23 protein-coding genes are annotated in these 21593 nt (G+C 43.0%); 10 read left to right on the top strand and 13 right to left on the bottom strand.

Annotated elements, in window-relative coordinates:
* Positions 1-5 precede the first annotated feature (5 nt).
* Positions 6-488, bottom strand: coding sequence for an RNA pyrophosphohydrolase (locus WH214_RS00885; RefSeq protein ID WP_004692547.1), 483 nt, complete (start codon positions 486-488; stop codon positions 6-8).
* 182 nt (positions 489-670) lie between these two features.
* Here WH214_RS00885 and WH214_RS00880 point away from each other — a divergent pair, with 182 nt between their 5' ends.
* From WH214_RS00880 to WH214_RS00870, 3 genes are all read left to right on the top strand, one after another.
* Entirely contained in the window at positions 671-1321 is a 651-nt protein-coding gene (locus WH214_RS00880) for an HAD family hydrolase (RefSeq protein WP_339421754.1), read from the top strand.
* Positions 1322-1533: 212 nt separating this feature from the next.
* Positions 1534-1779 (top strand): DUF2789 family protein, encoded by a 246-nt coding sequence (locus tag WH214_RS00875; RefSeq protein ID WP_004978928.1) that lies wholly within the window; start codon positions 1534-1536, stop codon positions 1777-1779.
* Between the two features lie 70 nt (positions 1780-1849).
* Complete coding sequence (locus tag WH214_RS00870; protein WP_339421753.1) at positions 1850-2356, top strand: DUF2628 domain-containing protein; 507 nt, start codon at positions 1850-1852, stop codon at positions 2354-2356.
* A 58-nt stretch (positions 2357-2414) separates the two neighbouring features.
* Here the strand turns inward: WH214_RS00870 and WH214_RS00865 are convergent, their stop codons facing one another.
* Both WH214_RS00865 and WH214_RS00860 read right to left on the bottom strand, forming a co-directional pair.
* On the bottom strand, positions 2415-3272 hold the full coding sequence (locus WH214_RS00865) for a LysR family transcriptional regulator (protein WP_004692542.1): 858 nt from the start codon (positions 3270-3272) through the stop codon (positions 2415-2417).
* A gap of 161 nt (positions 3273-3433) precedes the next feature.
* Positions 3434-3670, bottom strand: coding sequence for a DUF2061 domain-containing protein (locus WH214_RS00860; RefSeq protein WP_004692541.1), 237 nt, complete (start codon positions 3668-3670; stop codon positions 3434-3436).
* Between the two features lie 501 nt (positions 3671-4171).
* Between WH214_RS00860 and leuC the strand changes: the two genes are divergently transcribed.
* The 4 genes from leuC (at position 4172) to leuB (ending at position 8054) form a co-directional block, all read left to right on the top strand.
* Positions 4172-5605 carry a 3-isopropylmalate dehydratase large subunit gene (gene leuC / locus WH214_RS00855; RefSeq protein WP_339421752.1) on the top strand — a complete coding sequence of 478 codons (1434 nt, stop codon included), beginning with the start codon at positions 4172-4174 and terminating at the stop codon, positions 5603-5605.
* A gap of 21 nt (positions 5606-5626) precedes the next feature.
* Positions 5627-6277, top strand: a complete 651-nt coding sequence (gene leuD, locus WH214_RS00850) for a 3-isopropylmalate dehydratase small subunit (RefSeq protein ID WP_339421751.1) — start codon at positions 5627-5629, stop codon at positions 6275-6277.
* Positions 6278-6376: 99 nt separating this feature from the next.
* Complete coding sequence (locus tag WH214_RS00845) at positions 6377-6937, top strand: hypothetical protein (RefSeq protein WP_005400864.1); 561 nt, start codon at positions 6377-6379, stop codon at positions 6935-6937.
* Positions 6938-6974: 37 nt separating this feature from the next.
* On the top strand, positions 6975-8054 hold the full coding sequence (leuB, locus tag WH214_RS00840; RefSeq protein ID WP_339421750.1) for a 3-isopropylmalate dehydrogenase: 1080 nt from the start codon (positions 6975-6977) through the stop codon (positions 8052-8054).
* A gap of 53 nt (positions 8055-8107) precedes the next feature.
* Here leuB and WH214_RS00835 read toward each other — a convergent pair whose 3' ends face one another.
* From WH214_RS00835 to infA, 3 genes are all read right to left on the bottom strand, one after another.
* Complete coding sequence (locus WH214_RS00835; protein WP_339421749.1) at positions 8108-8536, bottom strand: hypothetical protein; 429 nt, start codon at positions 8534-8536, stop codon at positions 8108-8110.
* A 117-nt stretch (positions 8537-8653) separates the two neighbouring features.
* Entirely contained in the window at positions 8654-9028 is a 375-nt protein-coding gene (locus WH214_RS00830; RefSeq protein ID WP_339421748.1) for a hypothetical protein, read from the bottom strand.
* A 156-nt stretch (positions 9029-9184) separates the two neighbouring features.
* Entirely contained in the window at positions 9185-9406 is a 222-nt protein-coding gene (gene infA / locus WH214_RS00825; protein WP_004692529.1) for a translation initiation factor IF-1, read from the bottom strand.
* 230 nt (positions 9407-9636) lie between these two features.
* Between infA and WH214_RS00820 the strand changes: the two genes are divergently transcribed.
* Positions 9637-10644 carry an AraC family transcriptional regulator gene (locus WH214_RS00820; protein ID WP_004692528.1) on the top strand — a complete coding sequence of 336 codons (1008 nt, stop codon included), beginning with the start codon at positions 9637-9639 and terminating at the stop codon, positions 10642-10644.
* 56 nt (positions 10645-10700) lie between these two features.
* Here WH214_RS00820 and truA read toward each other — a convergent pair whose 3' ends face one another.
* From truA to asd, 5 genes are all read right to left on the bottom strand, one after another.
* Complete coding sequence (gene truA, locus WH214_RS00815; protein ID WP_339421747.1) at positions 10701-11498, bottom strand: tRNA pseudouridine(38-40) synthase TruA; 798 nt, start codon at positions 11496-11498, stop codon at positions 10701-10703.
* A 12-nt stretch (positions 11499-11510) separates the two neighbouring features.
* Positions 11511-12479 (bottom strand): asparaginase, encoded by a 969-nt coding sequence (locus WH214_RS00810; protein WP_445206339.1) that lies wholly within the window; start codon positions 12477-12479, stop codon positions 11511-11513.
* 49 nt (positions 12480-12528) lie between these two features.
* Entirely contained in the window at positions 12529-13821 is a 1293-nt protein-coding gene (locus WH214_RS00805) for a hypothetical protein (RefSeq protein ID WP_339992718.1), read from the bottom strand.
* Positions 13822-13886: 65 nt separating this feature from the next.
* The gene (locus WH214_RS00800) at positions 13887-15254 is read right to left on the bottom strand and encodes a type IV pilus assembly protein FimV (RefSeq protein WP_339421745.1); all 1368 of its coding nucleotides are present in this window, start codon (positions 15252-15254) and stop codon (positions 13887-13889) included.
* 141 nt (positions 15255-15395) lie between these two features.
* Entirely contained in the window at positions 15396-16514 is a 1119-nt protein-coding gene (gene asd / locus WH214_RS00795) for an aspartate-semialdehyde dehydrogenase (RefSeq protein ID WP_004692521.1), read from the bottom strand.
* 185 nt (positions 16515-16699) lie between these two features.
* Here asd and WH214_RS00790 point away from each other — a divergent pair, with 185 nt between their 5' ends.
* Positions 16700-17809, top strand: a complete 1110-nt coding sequence (locus WH214_RS00790) for an endonuclease/exonuclease/phosphatase family protein (RefSeq protein WP_339421744.1) — start codon at positions 16700-16702, stop codon at positions 17807-17809.
* Between the two features lie 290 nt (positions 17810-18099).
* On the opposite strand, the gene WH214_RS00785 is transcribed toward WH214_RS00790, so the two are convergent.
* Positions 18100-19038, bottom strand: coding sequence for an LpxL/LpxP family acyltransferase (locus tag WH214_RS00785; protein WP_148826774.1), 939 nt, complete (start codon positions 19036-19038; stop codon positions 18100-18102).
* Positions 19039-19287: 249 nt separating this feature from the next.
* On the opposite strand from WH214_RS00785, the gene WH214_RS00780 reads away from it, so the two are divergent.
* Entirely contained in the window at positions 19288-19638 is a 351-nt protein-coding gene (locus WH214_RS00780; protein WP_159127123.1) for a hypothetical protein, read from the top strand.
* Between the two features lie 50 nt (positions 19639-19688).
* Here the strand turns inward: WH214_RS00780 and WH214_RS00775 are convergent, their stop codons facing one another.
* Positions 19689-21584, bottom strand: coding sequence for an ATP-binding cassette domain-containing protein (locus WH214_RS00775; RefSeq protein WP_339421743.1), 1896 nt, complete (start codon positions 21582-21584; stop codon positions 19689-19691).
* Positions 21585-21593 lie beyond the last annotated feature (9 nt).

Raw genomic sequence — 21593 nt, 5'->3', positions numbered from 1 at the left:
ATTTTTTAAGGCTTTTTTTGAGGGAGCTGATTACACAGCTCCACCATCGCTTTGCGGTATACATCGCGTTTAAAATTTACAACTTGTCCCAATGGGTACCAATAACTGACCCACTGCCATTGGTCAAACTCAGGCGGATCAGACAAATTCAAACGAATGTTCTGAGCGGGAGCAGTGAGTTTGAGTAAAAACCACTTTTGTTTTTGTCCAATACATACGGGATCGGAATCTGTACGAATGTATCGGTGCGGCAAACGATAACGCAGCCAACCTTTAGTTTGCGCTACAATTTGGACGTGTTCGGGCAGTAAGCCAACTTCTTCTCTCAGCTCACGATAAAGTGCCTGTTCAGGGGTTTCTCCATATTGGATACCTCCTTGTGGAAATTGCCAAGCATTGTGTCCAATGCGTTTTGCCCATAAAACTTGTCCAAACTCGTTTGCCAAAATGATCCCGACATTGGGTCGGAAACCTTCCGAATCGATCATTTGGCTACCTAAATATTGTGTAATTTATGACTTTGCGATCGGGGATTTTTATTTCTGTATCCAACTCGAAAAAAGCAAAGTTTAAAAATGTTAAAATTGCTATGATCTTAACGAATTTCTATCGACTAGCGGAGATAGATTTACAAATTTTTTCTTAAATTTCAGTTTTTACGAGTATTTTCATGAAATTGGCGCTATTTGATCTCGATCACACCTTGTTAAACACCGATTCAGATCATTCTTGGGGAGAGTTTTTGGTGAATGAAGGCTTGGTCGATCCAGTTCGCCATCGCGCCATGAACGATAAATTTTATGAAGACTACAAAGCAGGGCAGCTCGACCCGATTGCCTATAATGAATTTGTATTTGAATTTTTAACTCAACATGACAATGCCTATCTTACTGAACTGCATGAGCTGTTCATGCACAAAGTGATTCGCCCGCAAATGCGTCCCGAAGGTTTTGCGGCCATTGAAAAACACCGCGCTGCTGGACATGCTTTGGTTGGTATTACCGCAACCTCTGATTTTATTACCGCACCGATTTTCCGTGAGTTTGGGATTAGCGAAATCATCGCGACCAATGCTGAAGTGGTTGAAGGTAAATACACGGGCAAAGTGATCAATACACCATGCTATCAAAAAGGCAAATTGACGCGTTTAGATCAATGGCTTGCAGGGCGTGATGTTAGCGAGTCTTGGGCGTATTCAGATTCCATCAATGATCGCTTTTTACTTGAATATGCTGACCATGCGATTGCTGTCAATCCAGATGACCGCCTAGAAGCATTGGCTAAAGAGCAGGCATGGGAAATTCAAGACTGGTCGATTTAAGTATCTGTCTTTAGTTGTTTGAAAAGGCTGCTCTCGGGCAGTCTTTTTTATTTGAAAGGCATCGACGTAAAAAATGAAAAGTGTGTAAAGCGATAATAAAATATCGGGCTAGAGGTGGGCTGATCTTGGAAAATTAACCAAATATGCTATGTTGAACCTTGGCTAAAGCTATTTTGACTATGAAAAATTAGAACATAAGCGTGGAGAAAAGTATGAGTGTACGACCAAGAATGACCCACCTGTTTGAGCAACTCGGTTTAGATGCGAGTGAAGAGGCCATCGCGTTGTTTATTGTAACGCATCAGCTCAATGCACAAACCACGATTGTTGACGCAGAGTATTGGACTGAAGCACAACGTCAGTTTTTGGCAGAAAAAATTAAATCGGACGGTGAGTGGGCCATTATTGTAGATCAGCTGAATGAATCTCTGCATGAAGATTCACTGATCCAAAAATAAGTAGAACTCAAAGAGGCTGAGCGTCGAAGCTTTGCCTCTCTTTATAAAAATAAGATAAAAGTAGAAATTTATGTCTTTCGATCATCAAGCTTTGCCTGACTCTACGCCCTTAGAACATGCAGCTTCAGTTAATCAACTAGAACAAGATCGTGCCCTGTTTGTCGGTGTGAAATATGAGTCTTACTATCAAGCTCAATTTGAAAAAATCACGCTAAAGAAACAATATGCAGGCTTTAATATTGCCGCCTTTTTCTTAGGTGTGGTCTGGTTATTTTATCGAAAAATGTACAGTTATGGCTTTATGGCCATTGGTTTGATTGTGGTCATAGGGATGGTTGAAATAATTTTAGGGATTGAAAGTTCTGGTGCAAATATTGGCTTGGCCGTAGCATTTGGAATGTTTGGGAATACCTTGTACAAGCATCATGTCGATAAGCAGATTGCCAAGATTCGTCAGTTGGGAAGTGGTAGCGTCAATACTGAATTAGAAAATCGTGGGGGTACAAATCTCATAGCAGGTTCGATCTTGCTGGTGATTTGGCTTGGGCTGGTTGCATTGTCTATAAGTGCTTCTTAATTCGCTCGCGCAAAATAAAAAAACCATCCTTGTGGATGGTTTTTTTATTTTGCAAAGTTTAGTTCATCATTGCAATCAGCTCTTGCACCGCACGAGATTGGGTTCTGCCTGGATGCCAAACCATACCGAGTTGACGGTTCATTTCGAACTTCACATTCAACTGCTGTAGGTCTTGGTTAATCATCGTTTTTGGAAGCACTGACCAACCCAGTCCAATCGATGCCAACATACGAATCGATTCGAGTGGATTATTACTCATGGTGATTTTAGGTTTCAGCCCTTGTTTTTCAAACTCTGCCAAGGTGATTTGGCTGGTATAGGTTTGTGATGCAGGCAATAAACTTGGGTATTGAATCAGGTCTTCGAGTTGTAAGTTTTGCATTTGTGCTAGCGGATGAAACGGTGCTGCTACAAATACTAGTGGATCTTCCCAAATGGTGACGTACTGCAAACGTTCATCGAGTTTGGGCGGTAGGGTTAAAAATGCCAGCTCCAAATCACCTGCCAGTACTTTTTCATGTGCTTGCTCGGAGTCGACAAAGTGCACATCTAAGGTGACATTTGGAAAGCTTTGCACATAGCTACGTAAATGACTCGGCAAGTGATGCAAACCGATATGGTGACTGGTGCCAATTTTGAGTTTGCCTTGGACCATACCTTGTTCATGACTCAAGGTATGGTGAATGTCACCCAGTTCATTGAGCCAGTTTTTGACTTTAGGCAGTAGTGAATGTGCGGCATGCGTGGCTTGTACACCACGACCAGCAGACTCAAACAGTTTCACACCAAAATATTCTTCTAAACTATGAATACGTTTGGTTACAGCAGGTTGCGTAATGAAGAGTTGATCTGCGGCTAAAGAAATAGAGCCGGTTTCCATGACTTTTACAAAAGCTTCGAAGGCTGCAAGATTCATAAGGATAATCTAGTTATGAAAGTATAATTAAATTATAAAATAATTTTATATGAATTGCGATCTTTAAAATGAACGGTAGGTTATTGGGTCTGGACTGAAATAAAAAAAGATCACTTGATGTGATCTTTTGGGGGAATTGAGAGAGCGCTTGATATAAAGGCTTAAGCAGGAATATTTTCTTCGGTAGTACGGTTCTTTTTTTCCCAAATACGTTCATGGAAAAAGAATGCGAAGGCTTGAACGGTTGGTTCTAATAAGCTGAGGGTTACCGCCATCCATAAGTTACCTGTGACAAAATAAGCCACAATCATGGCCACAGTAATGTGCATGATGTAATAGCTTAGGGTTTTTTTGAATATGCGCTGATTGTTCGCTACAAATTTCTGAATGTTCGCCATGATAAATACCCTCTCAATAATGACTTTCATTTGTAAATAGTAATTATTATCATTAATAAAGTCAAAATGAAATTTTAATTGCTTGTGATTGGGTTTTTGAATGCAAGGCGATGCAGTAGATTGTTTGGGATGTTTTACTTGAGAAAACAAGCTTCTGTAGATTTTACTCTTTTGTCTAGGAATAGGTCGCTGTCTTTCTATTTCAGAGAAACGCAGCGAGCCTTAAAAAGTATTGGTCTAAATAGGGGAGATAAACCTTGCATGGCTGAGCAGGGAAATATACTGTGAGGCCTACAACAGGTTGATAAATAGGTGTATAGGGCTTGAATTAAAACCAGCAGTGAGGGCTTGTAATCAAAGGGATTGAAACAAAGAGGTATGAATTTAAAATAATTCCAAAAAGTTTTTAAATTAATAAAAATGATAAATTAGATTTATGTGAAATCGTCGCTATAATCGATTTTAATGAAAGAATTACCCAGTCCAGTGGAGTCAATCGACATGGCAGGCGAAAACCAACAAGCAAAAACATTGTATGACAAATTGTGGGATGACCACTTAGTAAAACAACGCGACGATGGCTCGGCTTTACTCTATATCGACCGTCATTTATTACATGAAGTGACTTCTCCGCAAGCCTTTGAAGGTTTACAACTTGCGGGTCGTAAACCATGGCGTTTAAGTGCGAATGTGGCAACTCCCGATCATAACGTTCCAACATCAAGCAAAGAGCGTTCAGAGGGAATTGCAGGTATTGAAGATGATACTTCACGTATCCAAGTTCAAACTTTAGATGATAACTGTAAAGCCTTTAATGTGGTGCAGTTCGATATTAATGATGTTCGTCAAGGTATTGCACATGTGGTCGGGCCTGAGCAAGGTTTGACTTTACCGGGTATGACGGTGGTGTGTGGAGACTCTCATACGGCAACACATGGTGCATTCGGCTGTTTGGCGCACGGGATTGGTACATCTGAAGTGGAGCATGTATTGGCAACCCAATGCTTGGTTCAAAAGAAGATGAAAAACATGTTAGTGCGTGTTGATGGAAAATTAGGTCAGGGCGTAACACCGAAAGATGTGGTGTTAGCCATTATCGGTAAAATTGGTACTGCAGGCGGGACAGGTCACGCGATCGAGTTTGGTGGTCAAGTGTTCCGTGATATGTCGATCGAAGGTCGTATGACGGTGTGTAATATGGCAATCGAAGGTGGCGCACGTGTGGGTATGGTTGCTGTCGATGACAAAACCATTGCTTATGTCAAAGACCGTCCATATGCACCACAAGGCGCACAGTGGGATGCTGCGGTTGCGTATTGGAATACTTTACATTCAGATGCAGATGCACATTTTGACACCGTGGTGGTGTTGCAAGGTGAAGAGATTGAGCCACAAGTATCTTGGGGCACATCGCCTGAAATGGTGATTCCTGTTTCACAAGCTGTTCCGACATTAGAACAAGCCAAAGATGAAGTGCAACGCAATGATTGGACGCGTGCTTATAACTACATGGGTTTAACCGCAGGTCAGGCGTTGGCCGATATTCAGTTAGACCGTGTCTTTATTGGTTCATGTACCAACTCTCGCATTGAAGATATTCGTGCAGCAGCGGAAGTAGCTAAAGGCAAAAAAGTGGCAAGTACCATTAAACAAGCCATGGTGGTTCCAGGGTCTGGTTTAGTCAAAGCACAAGCAGAAGCTGAAGGCTTAGACAAAGTCTTGATTGAAGCGGGCTTTGAATGGCGTGAGCCAGGTTGTTCAATGTGTTTAGCAATGAATGCAGACAAATTACAACCCGGTGAGCACTGTGCATCGACTTCTAACCGTAACTTCGAAGGTCGTCAGGGCAATGGCGGTCGTACGCACTTGGTGAGTCCAGCAATGGCAGCCGCAGCAGCGATTGCAGGTCACTTTGTCGATGTGCGTTCATTTTAATTCGGGCTTGGGAGCATAGACATGAAAAAATATACCGTTGAACAGGGTATCGTTGCACCTTTAGACCGTGCCAATGTTGATACAGACTTGATCATTCCAAAACAGTTTTTGAAATCCATTAAGCGCACGGGTTTTGGTGAAAATTTATTTGATGAGTTGCGTTATTTAGATGAAGGTTTTTTAGGACAAGACAATTCTAAACGTCCTAAAAACCCTGATTTTGCATTGAATCAGCCACGTTACCAAGGTGCGAGCATCTTAATTTCTCGTGCGAACTTTGGTTGTGGTTCAAGCCGCGAACATGCGCCGTGGGCATTGGAAGAATATGGTTTCCGTACTGTGATTGCACCCAGCTATGCCGACATTTTCTTTAATAATAGTTTCAAAAATGGCATGTTACCTGTGATTTTGTCTGAAGAAATTGTTGATCAACTTTTCAAAGAATGTGCAGCAACAGAAGGTTATCAGCTAACGATTGATTTGGACGCGCAAGAAGTGCGTACACCATCGGGTGAAGCCTTCACATTTGAAGTCGATCCATTTCGTAAGCACTGTTTGTTAAATGGTTTGGATGATATCGGTTTAACTTTACAGGTCGCAGATGATATCAAAGCCTATGAAGAAAAGACCAGAGCATCTCGTCCGTGGGTGTTTGCTGAAATTCATGCTTAATTGAAAATTCGATGCATCTAGTGCTTGGGTCCATCTCTTGTTAATATCGAGCAAAAGAATTTTAAACGTTTTGCTACTGGTAAAGGTTGGGCTTGAACAATGGTGACGAGTTACAGTCGTATCGCTCTACTGGCGTTGGTGGGAACATTAACTGCCTGCCAAAGTATGAATACGGCAAGCATTAAGCGGATTCAGGATACCCCAGCGAGTAAAAATAATGCGCAGCTTTACTGTACTGGTACAGTGAACTGCGAGTTTGAACGATGGAATCAGATCAAAATTGTTAATGCAGACAATCATCGTGTCAGCCGTGAGGCAATTCGAGAAAAAGTCGTGCGTCTAAAACGAGATGATTTGAATGAAGCGAATGCCTTGTTTCTGTCAGTGCCAGCGGGGCAACATGAACTGGTGATTCGCTTCTATCCTGTTTCGGTCGATCGTGCTGAAACGCTGCATGTGATTCATCGTTTTAAGCCTGCGGAACGCTACACCTTTAGAATGTTTCGTGCACGCAGTCGACATCAGGGAAGCTTGTTGAATATGTCTGCACCTGACCCTTTGTGTGTCGATTTAAAGCAAAACCAAAGAACAATTCGTCGTTTTTGCAAACCTTACAATGTCTTAAATGGCTTGGGCGAGTTTGTAGAACAAAAACTTTAATCGTGTGAGTCAGAACTCACCAACAGTGGAATATTTCATGTCTAAACATATTTTGATTTTGGCTGGTGACGGCATTGGTCCTGAAATTGTAAAAGCCGCAGAACAGGTTCTTACAAGAGTCAATGATCAATTCAATTTAGGTTTAACGTGGGAACAGGGCCTACTCGGTGGGGCTGCCATTGATGCATACGGTTCGCCTTATCCAGATGTGACCGCAGCACAAGCCAAAAATGCAGATGCGATTTTACTCGGTGCGGTGGGTGGTCCGAAGTGGGACAACATTGAGCGTTCGATCCGTCCAGAGCGTGGTTTGTTAAAAATTCGTAGTGAATTAAATTTATTCGCGAACTTACGTCCAGCTATTTTGTATCCGCAATTGGCAGATGCATCAAGCTTAAAGCCTGAAATTGTTGCAGGTCTTGATATTCTTATCGTTCGTGAATTAACTGGCGGGATTTACTTTGGTCAGCCACGTGGTATTCGTGAGCTTGAGAATGGTGAAAAACAAGGCTTTAACACTGACGTTTATGCTGAGTCTGAAATTAAGCGTATTGCGAAAGTGGCTTTTGAAATGGCTAGTTTACGTGGCGGAAAAGTCTGTTCTGTTGACAAAGCTAACGTACTTGAAGTGACGGAGCTTTGGAAGCAAACCGTAACGGCGATGAAAGAAGCTGACTATCCAAACATTAACTTGTCGCATATGTATGTCGATAATGCTGCAATGCAATTGGTGCGCGCGCCTAAACAGTTTGACGTGATTGTGACAGGTAACTTATTTGGTGACATCTTGTCTGATGAAGCCGCGATGTTGACAGGCTCCATTGGGATGTTGCCATCAGCATCCTTAGATGAAAATGCGAAAGGGATGTATGAGCCATGTCATGGTTCGGCACCCGATATCGCAGGACAAAATATTGCTAACCCATTAGCCACTATTCTTTCAGTAGCCATGATGTTGCGTTATACCTTCCGTGAAGAAGCTGCTGCTCAAGCGATTGAAGATGCAGTAGGCAATGTCTTAGATCAAGGCTTGCGTACCGCTGATATCATGTCTGAAGGCATGAGCAAAGTGGGTACTGTGGAAATGGGGCAGGCGGTTGTGGCTGCACTGAACTAAGCCAAAACAATTTGAAAACGCAGCTATCCGCTGCGTTTTTTTATGCCCAAGATTTAATAACCTTTGCAAGCTTTGCCTCGATATTGAATTGATCGCGCAATATTATCTTTTAACAAGAAGTGGACTTGGCACTCTAACTGAACATCATAAAATGGCGTATGTGTGGGAATAGGAATCGCACCGACACTGCTGTCACTGCGCATAGTGGGCATAGGAGTTGGAATTTGAATCCGTCTGACAATGATATAACTCAGTTGGTTTGGTGTTTGAATTGGTGCACCTAAGGTCTCATAACCGAGTTTACGTAAGTTGAGTTCGCGCCGAATGCTCGATACATCTTGGCCAATATATTGTTCTAAATAGTCAGGAAGCGCAATTTTAGTGGGTGAAACGATGGTCTGGTGTTGCGCTGGAGAGCTGCTGCAAGCTTGAAGGAGTAAGAAACAGATGGAACTAAAGAAACTGAAAATAAAGGGCTTCATGATCATCCCCTAAGCAGAGAAAGACCCTTTTAGTATTGTATATCTGAACGTTCGTTTGAGTATGTTTCGAGTAATTTGTGATAAACGGTATGTAGGCGGCTTACCATAACGCGGCCGTTAACACGCTTTGCCGATGTAGTGAATAGATTCCACAAGATCATCATGCAGTCTGAACTCAATTTTGCATTTCATTTCAATATTCAGGCTACCGCTAGAAGGTGTCGGAATGGGTGCGCCCATATTGACACTGGTTCCAAGGTTGGGTGTTCCCATCGGAATAGGCATATTGCGTAATAGGGTGTAGGTCAGCTTCTCGGGGGTATGCACAGGAGCACCGAGCACTTTATAGCCCATGCTATTAAGGTTGAGTTGATTTTGAACTTGCTCTGAAGATTGTCCGATATAGTGTTGTAAGGTTTGGTTGAGCTGAGTTTGGCTTGTTGTGGCACAAGCAACACAGAGCATTGGGAACAGTAAAATTGCTCGCTTCATTGCAGTCATTTTCATTATTGTTTAGGCGTATTAAGTTGTTATCGCATTTAATTATAGTTTGATTTTTGGTTTAAATATAGCCGATGTATAACGTTTAGTCTGAGCGCAGACATTAAAAAAGCCACTTAAAAAGTGGCTTTTTCGCTTCGCTAAAACTTAGCGCGCACGATAAGTGATACGACCCTTAGACAAATCATAAGGTGTCATTTCTACTTTAACACTGTCGCCAGTCAAAATACGAATATAGTGTTTACGCATTTTACCAGAGATGTGAGCAATCACTTCATGACCGTTTTCTAAACGTACACGAAACATAGTATTAGGAAGCGTCTCGGTGACAACGCCTTCGAACTCGATGAGTTCCTCTTTATTGGCCATAGCCTACCTGAATGAATAAATTGGAAAGGCGCAAATTATAGTCAATTTTTTTGCATAAAACAAGGCGGAATGGGCGGTTGCCTGATCATCTGTCAGTAAAATAAGCGAACAAGCGGAATAAATATTTTCAACAAAAAAACTGTATAAGTTGTTGTCAGTTCGGTCAATCACAGTTAATCTAATTTTAATGTTTTATGTATAAATGAAGAACATACAAGGAAGGTTCTAGCGTGGGTCAGCTAACGGATGCATCGGTTGTATTGCGATTAGGCTACCAAGCGATTCGTCGTTCAGGGTTGCCAACAGAAGAAATTTTAACAAAGGCGGGTGTTGCATTAAATCAGATGGAAACCAATGAGCGTACGCCTTTGAGCGCACAATACGCATTTTGGGTGGCGGCAGAAGAGGTGAGCCGCGATCCAGACATTGGTCTACATTTGGGTGAAAATCTGCCTTTATACCGTGGCCAAGTGATTGAGCATTTGTTTATTTCATCCGAAAACTTTGGTGAGGGATTGAAGCGTGCTTTGGCTTATCAGCGATTGATCAGTGATGCCTTTCATGCCAAGTTGGTGGTTGAAGATGACCGGTGTTATTTGACCAATGGGGAACAACCTTGGGCTGAAAATTTAGTCAATCGACATTTTTCTGAATGTGCGATGTCTGGTATTTTACGGTTCTTTAAATTTATTACTGAAGGGCGCTTTGAACCAATCTATATAGATTTTAATTTCAGTAAAGGCGCGTTTGATGATGAGTATTTCCGCGTATATGAGTGCCCTGTTAGTCTAGGGCAAAAAGAAACTCGCTTATATTTTGACCCAAGTATTTTGGCTTATCCGTTGTGGCAGGCGGAACCTGAATTATTGCAACTGCATGAGCAGTTAGCGATTGAAAAACTTCAAGAATTAGCCCGTTATGATTTGGTGGGTGAAGTGCGTCGCGCGATAGGTTCAACCCTAGAAAGTGGCGAAACCACACTTGAAACAGTGGCTTCACAGCTCAGTATTACCCCAAGGCGTTTACGCACACAGCTTAGTGAGGCGAATACCAGCTTCCAGCAAATTTTGTCTGATTATCGCTGCCGATTGGCAAAAAAACTTTTGGCCAATACGGCTGAAAGTGTAGAGCGTATCGTGTATTTGACGGGCTTTTCTGAGCCAAGTACCTTCTATCGTGCATTTAAACGCTGGACCAATGAAACCCCAGTGGAATATCGCAAGCGTAAGCAGCGTTAAGAAATCCCTCCTAACCTCCTTTGAAAAAGCAGGCTAGGGGAGGATTAAAAAATAAATTATTCAGGCATATTTAGCCAGTGTGGCCCAAGCGGTTGTTTAGGTAGCTCAAACTGCGCTGGATAGTCGGCATGAATGAAATACAGCCCATCAGGAGGGGCTGTAATGCCTGCGGCTTTGCGGTCTTCTGCTGCGAAAATAGCCTCAATATGCTCGACTTCATACATACCTTGACCAATTTCAAGTAAGCAGCCCATGATATTGCGGACCATATGGTGCAAGAAGCCATCGGCCTGAATGTCGAGGACCAAATATGGACCATGTTGAATCAAGTGACAATGGCTGACATGGCGCACAGGTTGATTGGATTGGCATGCGGCTGCACGGAAGCTTTCAAAGTTATGCGTGCCTTCGAACTTTTGAGCAGCTTGCATCATCTTCGCCACATCTAGCGCATAATAAGCGTGTGTGACTTGTTTATGCATAAGAGCAGGACGTTGCTGGTGGTTATAAACCACATAGCGATAACGACGTGCCTGCGCTTTGAAGCGCGCATGAAAGTCTTGGTCCATCGCTTTGATCCACTGGATCGAGATATCTTTTGGCAGTTGGCTGTTGCTGCCCATTAACCAACCGCGCTCTGAACGAAGTGCCGAGCTATCAAAATGTGCCACCATATTGGTGGCATGGACGCCAGCATCGGTACGACCTGCACCATGTAAGCTAATCGGTTCATTGGCAATTTTAGAGAGTACTTTTTCAATCGTCTCTTGTACGCTGATCACACCTGTTTGCTGGGTTTGCCAACCACGATAGTGTGTTCCACAAAACTCAATGCCGATCGCAAAACGTTGCATATGTACCTCAAATTAACCCAAATCATGCCAATGGCTGAAGCGTGCTTCAGCGGTGGGGTATTGTAAATACATTTTAAGGGCTTTGGCATACAGATCTGCATGCCCGAGGCAATCACTAACAATTATTTTGGCTTGGGTTGTCCACGCGGCAACTGCATAGCGTTGATCAGTACGGCCGAAAGGGACTTGGGTGCTTAAGATAACAACACAGCCTTGTGCGTAAAATTCATCGAAAAGTGCTATCAACTCGGCATTTACGGCTAAATTACCCGTTCCAAAACCCTGTAAAATAAGGAAATGTGGTGGGGCTGTAAGCAGGTTTTTCAAATTCTGCAATTGTTGCGCTAAGGCAACAGGTTGCATCATCAGATTGAGGCAATTGAACTGGTGGGATTGTTCTACATTATGTGTTTGTACTATGTGTGTTTTTAAGCTATGTGGAATCGGCTGTTCAGCCATGACGCCTGTAAAAGCATCCAGTTCTGTGGTATGTCGTTTTAACGCGGTTTGCGCATGCAATACCTGTTGATGAAAAGCCAGATACACTCCGACAGGATGTTTCATCACCGCATCTAAGGCAAAATTCAAATTACTAATCGCATCGCTAAATTCACGGGTATCTGTGCCTTGAACATTCAGCAATGGATATTGGCTACCTGTGAAAACCACACGTGAGGAGTCTGCGATAAAGTGTGCGGCGACAGCACTGGCATAGCTTAAGGTGTCTGTGCCATGAATCACGACAAAATGCTGGAATTGTTGCAGTTGTAATTGTTGAATCTGCTGAATCAGCAATAACCAGTCTTCAGCCGTACAGGCGCTACTGTCTTTAATGACAGGTGCAATAAAACATTCAATGTCGAGATGAATCGGCAAGACATGTGTGAGCTTGGGAATAAAGTCTTCGGCAGGCATTGGTTGTAAGGGCTCGCCAATACAGCCAAAGGTTCCACCCATATAGATAAGCGCAATTTTTTTCATTATAAAAAAAGCAGTCGGTGATGACTGCTTTAGTTTAAAACGAAATGGCTTAGGATGCTATGCGACTCAGTAACTGTTCTACTTGCTGACGTTGTTCCGTAGAGTAATTTGGTTCTTGTTCAACCAAAATTTCACGTGCAGCTTCGAAAGCGCCAAGTTGAATGTATTGCTCAGCCAATTCAAGGTTTAAGTGTATTTCATTGACTTCGTTCAGTTGAGGGAAAGACTGCAGCAGAGGATCGCTTTGATCCGTCGTATTGGCAGGTGCATTAGACTCTAGACTAAAGCTGAGGTTTGGCGTAATAACTGCTGGTGTTTCTTCTACTATTGCTTCACTTGAGCTCACCGTATCGAAAGAAAAAGCAGGGATGTCTTTTGCAGCTTCAGACGTGGATTCGCTTGAAAAATCAAATGTAAATTCAGGACGCTCATCCGCAGCAAGTGGTGAAGTTTCTACTTCTGGCGCTGTTGTAGCTGCTGTGTCGAGATTGAATGAGAAATCTAAAGGTTGGATGTCGGCTGCAGCAGTTTCTGCTGGTTGAGCAGGCGTGCTTTCTAAAGAGAGTGAACTGAAATCGAGTGGTTTAAGTTCTTCAGCAGGTTTGGCTGGTTCTGCTGTTGGTGTATTTAAACTAGAGATATCAAAATCTAAGCTTTGAACTTCGATACTCGGTTCAGGTTGAGCCGTTGTTGTGGTGGTAAATGCTGAGGTATCAAAATCAAGCGGTTTAATGTCTTGAACAGGTTCAATAACAGAAGCCTGCACAGGATTATTTGATGACATCAGGGCATCGAAGTCAGCAGTATTAGTTGCTTCTACAGGTTTTGGTGCAGATGGTGCAATTTCAGTTGGTTTAAACTCAATCGTGTCACGGCTATTTTGATGTAATTGATCGTAATCCGATTTTTTGGCTTCTGCTTGCGCCAAAATATCATCCAGTTCTAAAGAACGTAAATGATTCAGCAATTGGCTGATGGCAAACTCATCTTTTTGGAGCAAGTGAATATCGAGCAGCAGTAAATATAATTCGTGTTGTGAATTGTCTTTATTTAGGGCTTGGTTGATTTGTGCTTCAGCTGAGAAGAAATTGCGGTCGCGAATTTGACCTTCAATTTTATTAAGTAGATCTGTAGCGAGTGGTGTCGTGGCTTTTTTTGCGACAACATCTTCAACGACTTGAGTTTGTTGTGGGGATTTTTTAGACGAAGTTGTTTTTTTTGCTTTGTTTTTTGCAGCAACCGCTTTTTGAGTTTTTGGTTCTGCTTCTTTACTCGCCTCACGCTTTTTTAAGACTATGGCAACAACCAATAGTAAGATAAATGGAATCACATAAATAAGCATGTTTTACCCCTTTTGAACTTGTCTTTGTGCAAGTTCATCCAAAATCAAATAATCAAAATAACACTTTAGTGTGTTGGCTTTTTCTCAGTTTGTTGTGCTTTCAATTGTTGTTGCAATTGTGCAAGACGAGCGTTTAGTAATTGAATTCTCTGATCTTTCTGATTAAGTGCCACTTCTAATTGTGTTACGTTTCTCTGTAATTTAACGGTTTTTTCACGGGATGTCATAACTTTTAATGACAACTCGTTTGATGTTTGATTCTTTTCTGTCGACTTCTTGGCAGAACCGTGGCTTGAATCTTGCTCTTTCTCTGCAACCAAACTCATCTCGGCTTGATTGAGGCGGTATTTCGCCTTGCCGGATTGCTGTGAGCTTTGTTTTGGAAGTGATGAAACGGAGACTTTTTGCTCTGATTTTGCCGTTTGTAGACCTGTTAAATTGAGGTTAGCACCACGACGTAAGCGGTTTACGTCACCTTGAATAAAGGCATGCTCATTTTTAGCTTTAATTTGTTGCATGACTTCACCGACAGGACGGTTTTCTTCAGCAGCAATACGCGATGCAATACCCCATAGAGATTCATTCGACCGAACAACATGGGCACTTTGAGGTGCAGCTTGGCGTGCAGTAGTTGCAGGGGCAGCAGGTGTTGTTTTTGCTGTCGATGGACTAGTTTTTGGGCTGGCCTGTGCAGAAATGGGTGCATCTGATTTTTGAACTGAATCGGCATACTTTTGCACCAACGGATCTGCCGATTTTTTTGCTTGAGTAATAGGTTCAACCCGTGGATCTGGTGTTTGAGCGGCTGCAGCAATTTGTGTAGAGGCTACTGAAATAACTTGCGTTGGCGCCGAAATAGCGGTCGCACTCATGCTTGGTGGGGTATGGTTATTGAATTTGAGGGGTGTTGTATTTGTCGTCGGCGTAGCTGTTGTTTTTAAGCTATTGAATTGTGTGCTGACAGGTAAGTTCAGCGCAATATCTTTTTCGTTGACAATCACCACCGGTTTTAAGGCTTTTTCATTATTATTCGTGCGGGCTTGAAGTGCTGCCGAGCGTTTATTGGCTGTTTTAATATGTTGTAGCCGTGCCGCATTGCCTTCTTTGATTTTGACGACAATGTTGAGTTCTGCTTCCGTTAAAGGACGTGAAGAAGTAATCGTAATCACACCTGTACTGGCGCTAGTACGACGGGTAAAAAAGTTCAGATTACTGGGCGGCTGATGCATGACACCAAGAGACATCAAATCTTCTGCGCTGGCTAGACTGGCTTGAATCGGAGCATTCGGATCGGCATCGTGAAAGTTCAATTCTGCATATAACAGTTCCCCAGGTGCAGACTGAATTTGAATAGGATCAACAGTGATCGCATTCACATTTTGCGAAGCAATAATGGCTAAAATGGCTATCTTTAATTTGTTATTTACGGTCATCTTAATCTTTAGCTCGGTCACAGATCGCAAAGCGAAAATTATAGATTAGCGAGTTGTGTGTTATTTGTAAAACGTTAACATCATGGTTACAAAAAAAAGCCGATCAAGTGTGATCGGCTTAATACTTTAGCGGGTAAATGCTTAAGTATTTTTGTAGTCAATCAGGATACGGAGCATACGACGTAAGGGTTCCGCAGCACCCCAAAGCAATTGATCACCGACAGTGAAAGCACCTAAGTACTCTTTGCCCATATTCAATTTGCGTAGACGACCAACAGGAACTGTTAATGTGCCTGTTACAGCCACAGGTGTTAAGTCAGTCATAGACGCTTCACGGGTATTTGGAACCACTTTTGCCCATTGGTTTGCGCTACGTAACATATCTTCGATTTCATCAAGAGGCACGTCTTTCTTCAGCTTTAATGTTAAAGCTTGAGAGTGACAACGCATCGCACCAATACGCACACAATGACCGTCAATCGGAACGATTTGCTGGTTGCCCAAGATCTTGTTGGTTTCAACTTGACCTTTCCATTCTTCTTTCGACTGACCACTGTCTAATTGTTTGTCGATATAAGGAATGAGTGAGCCTGCTAATGGCACGCCAAAGTTTGCTGAAGGGAAACCTTCGCCACGTTGTAATTCTGCAATTTTAGAGTCGATATCTAGAATTGGAGAGCGTGGGTCATCTAACAAATCTTTAGTGTTGTTGTACAAATAGCCCATACCAGAGATGAGTTCACGCATATTTTGCGCACCAGCACCCGATGCTGCTTGATAAGTCATCGAGGTTGCCCATTCCACTAAATTGTTTTGGAATAAACCGCCTAAGCCCATCAGCATCAGTGAAACTGTACAGTTACCGCCCACGAATGTTTTGGTGCCGTTCACTAAACCATCTTTAATCACGTTCATGTTGACAGGGTCAAGTACGATGATGGCTTCATCTTCCATACGAAGTGTAGATGCCGCATCAATCCAATAGCCTGTCCAGTTTTCTGCTTTGAGCTTCGGGAAAACTTCTGAGGTATAGTCGCCGCCTTGGCAGGTAATAATGACATCCATTTGCTTCAGACTGTTAATGTCTGATGCATCCATAAGTGCTGGGGCAGTTTTACCGCCAAACGCAGGCGCTTCACCGCCTGCATTACTGGTAGAGAAATAAAATGGCTCAAAATGAGCAAAATCATTCTCTTCAACCATACGTTGCATTAGGACGGAACCAACCATCCCGCGCCAACCGACCAGACCTACTTTCATGTCACTTTGCCTCGGTGCGTTAAAAATTAAAAGGGGATTCGAGTGTATCAAAAGAGCGCTTAACTGCAAGCACTACACAATGAAAACAGCAATTATATTGTGCAATATATCTTGTTTATGTTACATGCAAAATTGATATTAATTTATGAATCTACAAAAAATTAAGAATATAAGAGTGGGTATCTATGATCTGGGTTGAGTTGCTGGCATGTGTTGTGATTTGGTTAAGCTTCTGGTCTCTGATTCCACGAGATGAATGGTGGTTTCGAGGCGCAGATTTTCCACGCTTACAGATTTTGGCATTGGGGTTGATTGCATTTATTTTGATGTTGATTTGGGATGCACCTTGGGATTGGGTGCGTGAAGTCATTTTGCTGGGGTTAATTGCGGCAGTGGCGTACCAACTCAAAATGGTGTTGCCTTATACCTTTGTGTGGAAAAAGCAGGTTAAAACGGTTGCCAAAACAGAGTTACAGCCAGAACGCCAGATTTCTTTAATTGTGTCGAATGTACTAACGCCTAATACTCAATACCACTTATTACTGCAACAAATTCGTCAGCATCAACCGGACTTGATTTTGACTTTAGAGTCGGATGCACATTGGGAACAAGCCTTGAGTGAACTGGAAGATGACTATCCCTATCGGGTTGCAGTGCCTTTGGATAATCTGTACGGCATGCACTTGTATAGTCGTTTAGCGCTTAAAGATATTGAAGTGAAGTTTATTTTGAGCGATGAAATTCCTTCGATTCATGCCACAGTCATCTTAAGGTCAGGACAGCCAGTGCAACTGTATTGCTTACACCCGAAACCGCCAAGTCCGACCGAAGCCAAAGACTCTACTTTACGTGATGCTGAATTATTGATAGTCGGGGATCAGATTAAAGATTTGGATGAGAGCTGCATTGTGATGGGCGATTTGAATGATGTGGCATGGTCGCGCACGACACGACTTTTTCAACGGATCAGTGGACTGCTAGACCCCCGAGTCGGAAGACATTTTGTCAATACTTTTCATGCCGACTATCCCTTACTGCGCTGGTCACTGGATCATGTTTTTCACAGTACAGATTTTGCCTTGGTACAGATGCAGCGTTTAGCACATATTGGCTCAGATCATTTCCCTGTATATGTGGTGCTTCAAACTGGTCGGGTGTTTGAGCAAGTACAAGAAGAGCTAGAACAAACCGAAGCCGATGAGCAAGAAGCGCAGGAGGCGATTGAAGATGGAATTGAAAAAGCGGAACGAGAAGGTAAGCAGGTTACAGATAAAATTGCCAAAGATTACCAGTAAATATAGGGGCGCTCGGATTTCATCAGTGTAGGATATGGCTTACAGGGATTTGGGAATCTGACGAATGGTTAGTCATTTGGTATCCCCGTATTCTAGTCTCATCAGCAGATGGAGCGGGAATGGATTATCCCAGTATGGAAGTTGAAGCTGATGGAAATCATCATGGATATGATGTAGGTATGGAATGCCACCGCATAAAACAAGAATAACGTTGAAAGCACAACCTCATGTACCCGAGTTTTGCAGGACGCAGAACTCGGGTTCTACTTTTTTTAGTCAGCCCTTTTTTGTTAAGAATAAATCTTGTCATAGCCTGCAGGGCGAGTTTTAAAGCGACGGTGGAACCACATATATTGAGTCGGAGCAATACGGAGTTGATTTTCAATAATTTGATTCACTCGTGTCGCATCATCGACTTCATCTTCACTGGGTAAGTTTTCCACCGCAGGTTCAATCAACACTTTGTATTGTGGGTTTTTAATATCACCATCACGATAAAAATACAGAGGGATGGCTGCGGCTTTGGTCATTTTCAATAAGCGACGATGTGCTGTAACAGTCGCTGCGGGAACGCCAAAAAAAGGTGCCATAACACCTTGTTTTAAACCAAAGTCTTGATCTGGACTATACCAAATGGCATGGCCATTTTTTAAGTTGCGGACCAAACCACGCATGTCATCATGATCAATTTGATGTGCATAAATGGTGGCGCGGCAGCGGTAGATGAGCATATCCAGCAGTGGATTATTTTGTGGGCGATACACCACATCTGGTTCAAAATACTGCGCGCATAGATAACCACCCGCATCGAGCAAAGTAGAGTGGGTTCCTAAAAGCAGTGCGCCTTTACCTTCTGCTTGTGCTTTTTGAATATGTTCTAAACCTTCAATACTGACACGGCCAGTAAACCACTTTGGGCTATACCATGCATTCAGCGTTTCAAATACCCCCAGCATTTGATCGACAAAAACTAAACGGGCATTTTCAAGGACTTCTTGGGCCGACCATTCAGGGAAACACACCTCCAGATTACGAACGGTGGTTTTACGTCGCGACTTCAAATATTTAAAGCTGAGGTTACCTAAGAGGGTGGCCAGTCGGTGTTGAATTGCCCATGGGAGAATCGCCAATATCATGAGAAAGACGATACCAATCCAAACGCCCCAATATTTGGGATGCAGAAAAGACCACTGAAATTCACCGGGTTGATAGTCTGGCTTCGAACTCATAAATTGCGATAAAGGCTGAAAAGAGAATGTTTCGAGTTTAGCATGAAGCAAGAATGAAGATGCAATCTTCACCATGAACCTGTTGTACAGGACCTTCTCATATCAAGTTGTGATGGTTTTTATGAGGTGGGCGAAGATGTATTCATGCTCAGTGGAGAACATGGTCTAAACATCTCGCAACATTTGTTTTGTTTTAATTTGGGTGAAATTCACAATACTAAGAAGAAAGATAAGAACAGGGGGATAAAAATGCTAAAAAACATTATCAGTTGCGGCGTGCTATTCATTTCTTTAACGGGCTGTGTCTATAGTCCATATGATGATTATAATCATTATTATCACGGGTTTGGTTGGACAGGGTATGCTCCCTTTCCACTAGAAGACCATCGTCCACCACCTAATGGTCATGGCGGTGGACATCCAGGGGGGCAACATCCTGATCATATCCATCCAGGAGGAGGGCAGCCTGGTGGAGGTGGGTTGCATCCAGGGGGTAGTCATTCAGGTGGTGGTGGAATTCATCCTGGCGGGGGCGGGATACATTCAGGTGGAGGTACTGGCATACATCCTAGCGGAGGTGGGCATCGTCAGCCACGTTAAATAAAAAAACTCCGCGTGGCGCGGAGTTTTTTTATGGAGCTTATGAAAAATTATTTGGTTAAATTTTCCAGTTCTTCCCAACGTTCCAGTTTTTCCAGCAATAGCTCATCAATTTCAGTTAAACGATTCGACAAAGTCATCGCCTTGTCTGCATCTGAAATAAATAATGAACCATCTGCAAGTGAGGCATTGATTTCCGCTTGCTCTTTTTCCAGTGATTCCATTTCGGCAGGCAGTTGTTCAAGCGCTCGTTGATCTTTATAGCTGAGTTTGACTTTTTTAGCAGGTGCTGCGTTCGCTTCAGCTTTCGCCGCTGCTTTTTTCACAGCACTTTTTTGGTCAACCGCAGTTTGGTCTGGTCGCTGTTGTAAGTAATCTTGGTAACCACCGATGTATTCATCGATATTGCCTTTACCATCGAACACCCAAGTTGAGGTTACTACGTTATCCATAAAGGCACGGTCATGCGAAATAAGCAGTAAAGTGCCTTTGTAGTCGGACAACATTTCTTCTAGCAGCTCTAGTGTCACCATATCCAAGTCATTGGTGGGTTCATCCATCACGATTAAGTTCGATGGCTTAAGTAGTAACTTAGCTAAAAGAATACGGTTACGCTCACCGCCTGAAAGGGCTTTGACTGGTGTACGCGCACGTTCAGGTGAGAACAAGAAATCTTGCAAATAGCTGTAAATGTGACGACGGTTACCATTCACATCGACATGGTCAGAACCTTCTGAAACGTTATCTTTGACTGATTTTTCAAGGTCGAGGGCATTACGTAATTGGTCGAAGTAAGCTACTTCCAATTGTGTGCCAGTTTTCACCGTACCCGTATGTTCTTGTTCGCCTAAAATGGCTTTAATGAGGGTGGTTTTACCGACACCGTTGTCACCAACAAGACCAATACGGTCACCACGTAACACTAATGCAGAGAAGTCTTTGATGATCGGCACATCATGACCAAAGCGAACGCTTAAGTTCTCAATTTCAAAGACCACTTTACCTGAACGGCTAGCGTCTTGTGTTGCCATACTGACTTTGCCTTGCTGTGAGCGACGGGCTTTTGATTGTTCACGTAATTCTTTTAAGGCACGTACACGACCTTCGTTACGCGTACGACGCGCTTTAATACCTTGGCGAATCCACACTTCTTCTTCAGCTAAACGTTTGTCAAACAGTGCATTCTGCTTTTCCTCGGCTTCCATTTGCTGTGCTTTCAGCTCGAGGTAACGTGAGTAGTTACCTTCATAGCTGCGTAGAGTGCCGCGGTCGAGTTCAACAATTCGAGTCGCAATACTGTCTACAAATGAACGGTCATGCGAGATGAACAGTAAAGTTAAATTATTTTGATCAAGTAAAAACTTTTCGAGCCATTCAATACTTTCAACGTCCAAGTGGTTGGTTGGTTCGTCTAGTAATAGCACATCGGGTTGGGTAAGGAGTGCACGAGCAAGCAGCACACGACGCTTACGACCACCCGATAAATCGGCCAAATCGGCATCTGGGTCTAGGCCCATTTTACTTAAAATAGAATTGACTTTGGTTTCTAAAGCCCAGCCATCCAACTGATCTAGTTTATGTTGTAGGTTACCCATGCGGTCACATGCTTCCATGTCTCCAAGTACACAAGCATCACTGGCTTCATGATAGGCTCTGAGCACATCTGCGGCTTCACCTGCACCGTCTGCCACGATATCTGCCACTTTGCCCGAGTCCATCGGCACGTCTTGCGCCAACATCGAAATGGTAATGCCATTTTGCAGAGAAACTTCACCAGAATCGGGTAATAAACTTCCCTCGATCAGTTTAAGTAAAGTAGACTTACCTTCACCATTACGACCAATTAAACACACTCGTTCACCGCGCTCCAATGAAAAGTTCGCGCCGTCGAGCAAGGCAGGTCCACCAAACGCAAGTTGGACATCCCTTAAAGTAATATAGGCCATAATGTTTCC

The sequence above is a fragment of the Acinetobacter sp. MYb191 genome, from assembly GCF_037572605.1.
Taxonomy (GTDB): domain Bacteria; phylum Pseudomonadota; class Gammaproteobacteria; order Pseudomonadales; family Moraxellaceae; genus Acinetobacter; species Acinetobacter johnsonii.
Note: the sequence above shows the minus strand (reverse complement) of the source record. Positions and strands in the feature narration are given on the sequence as shown.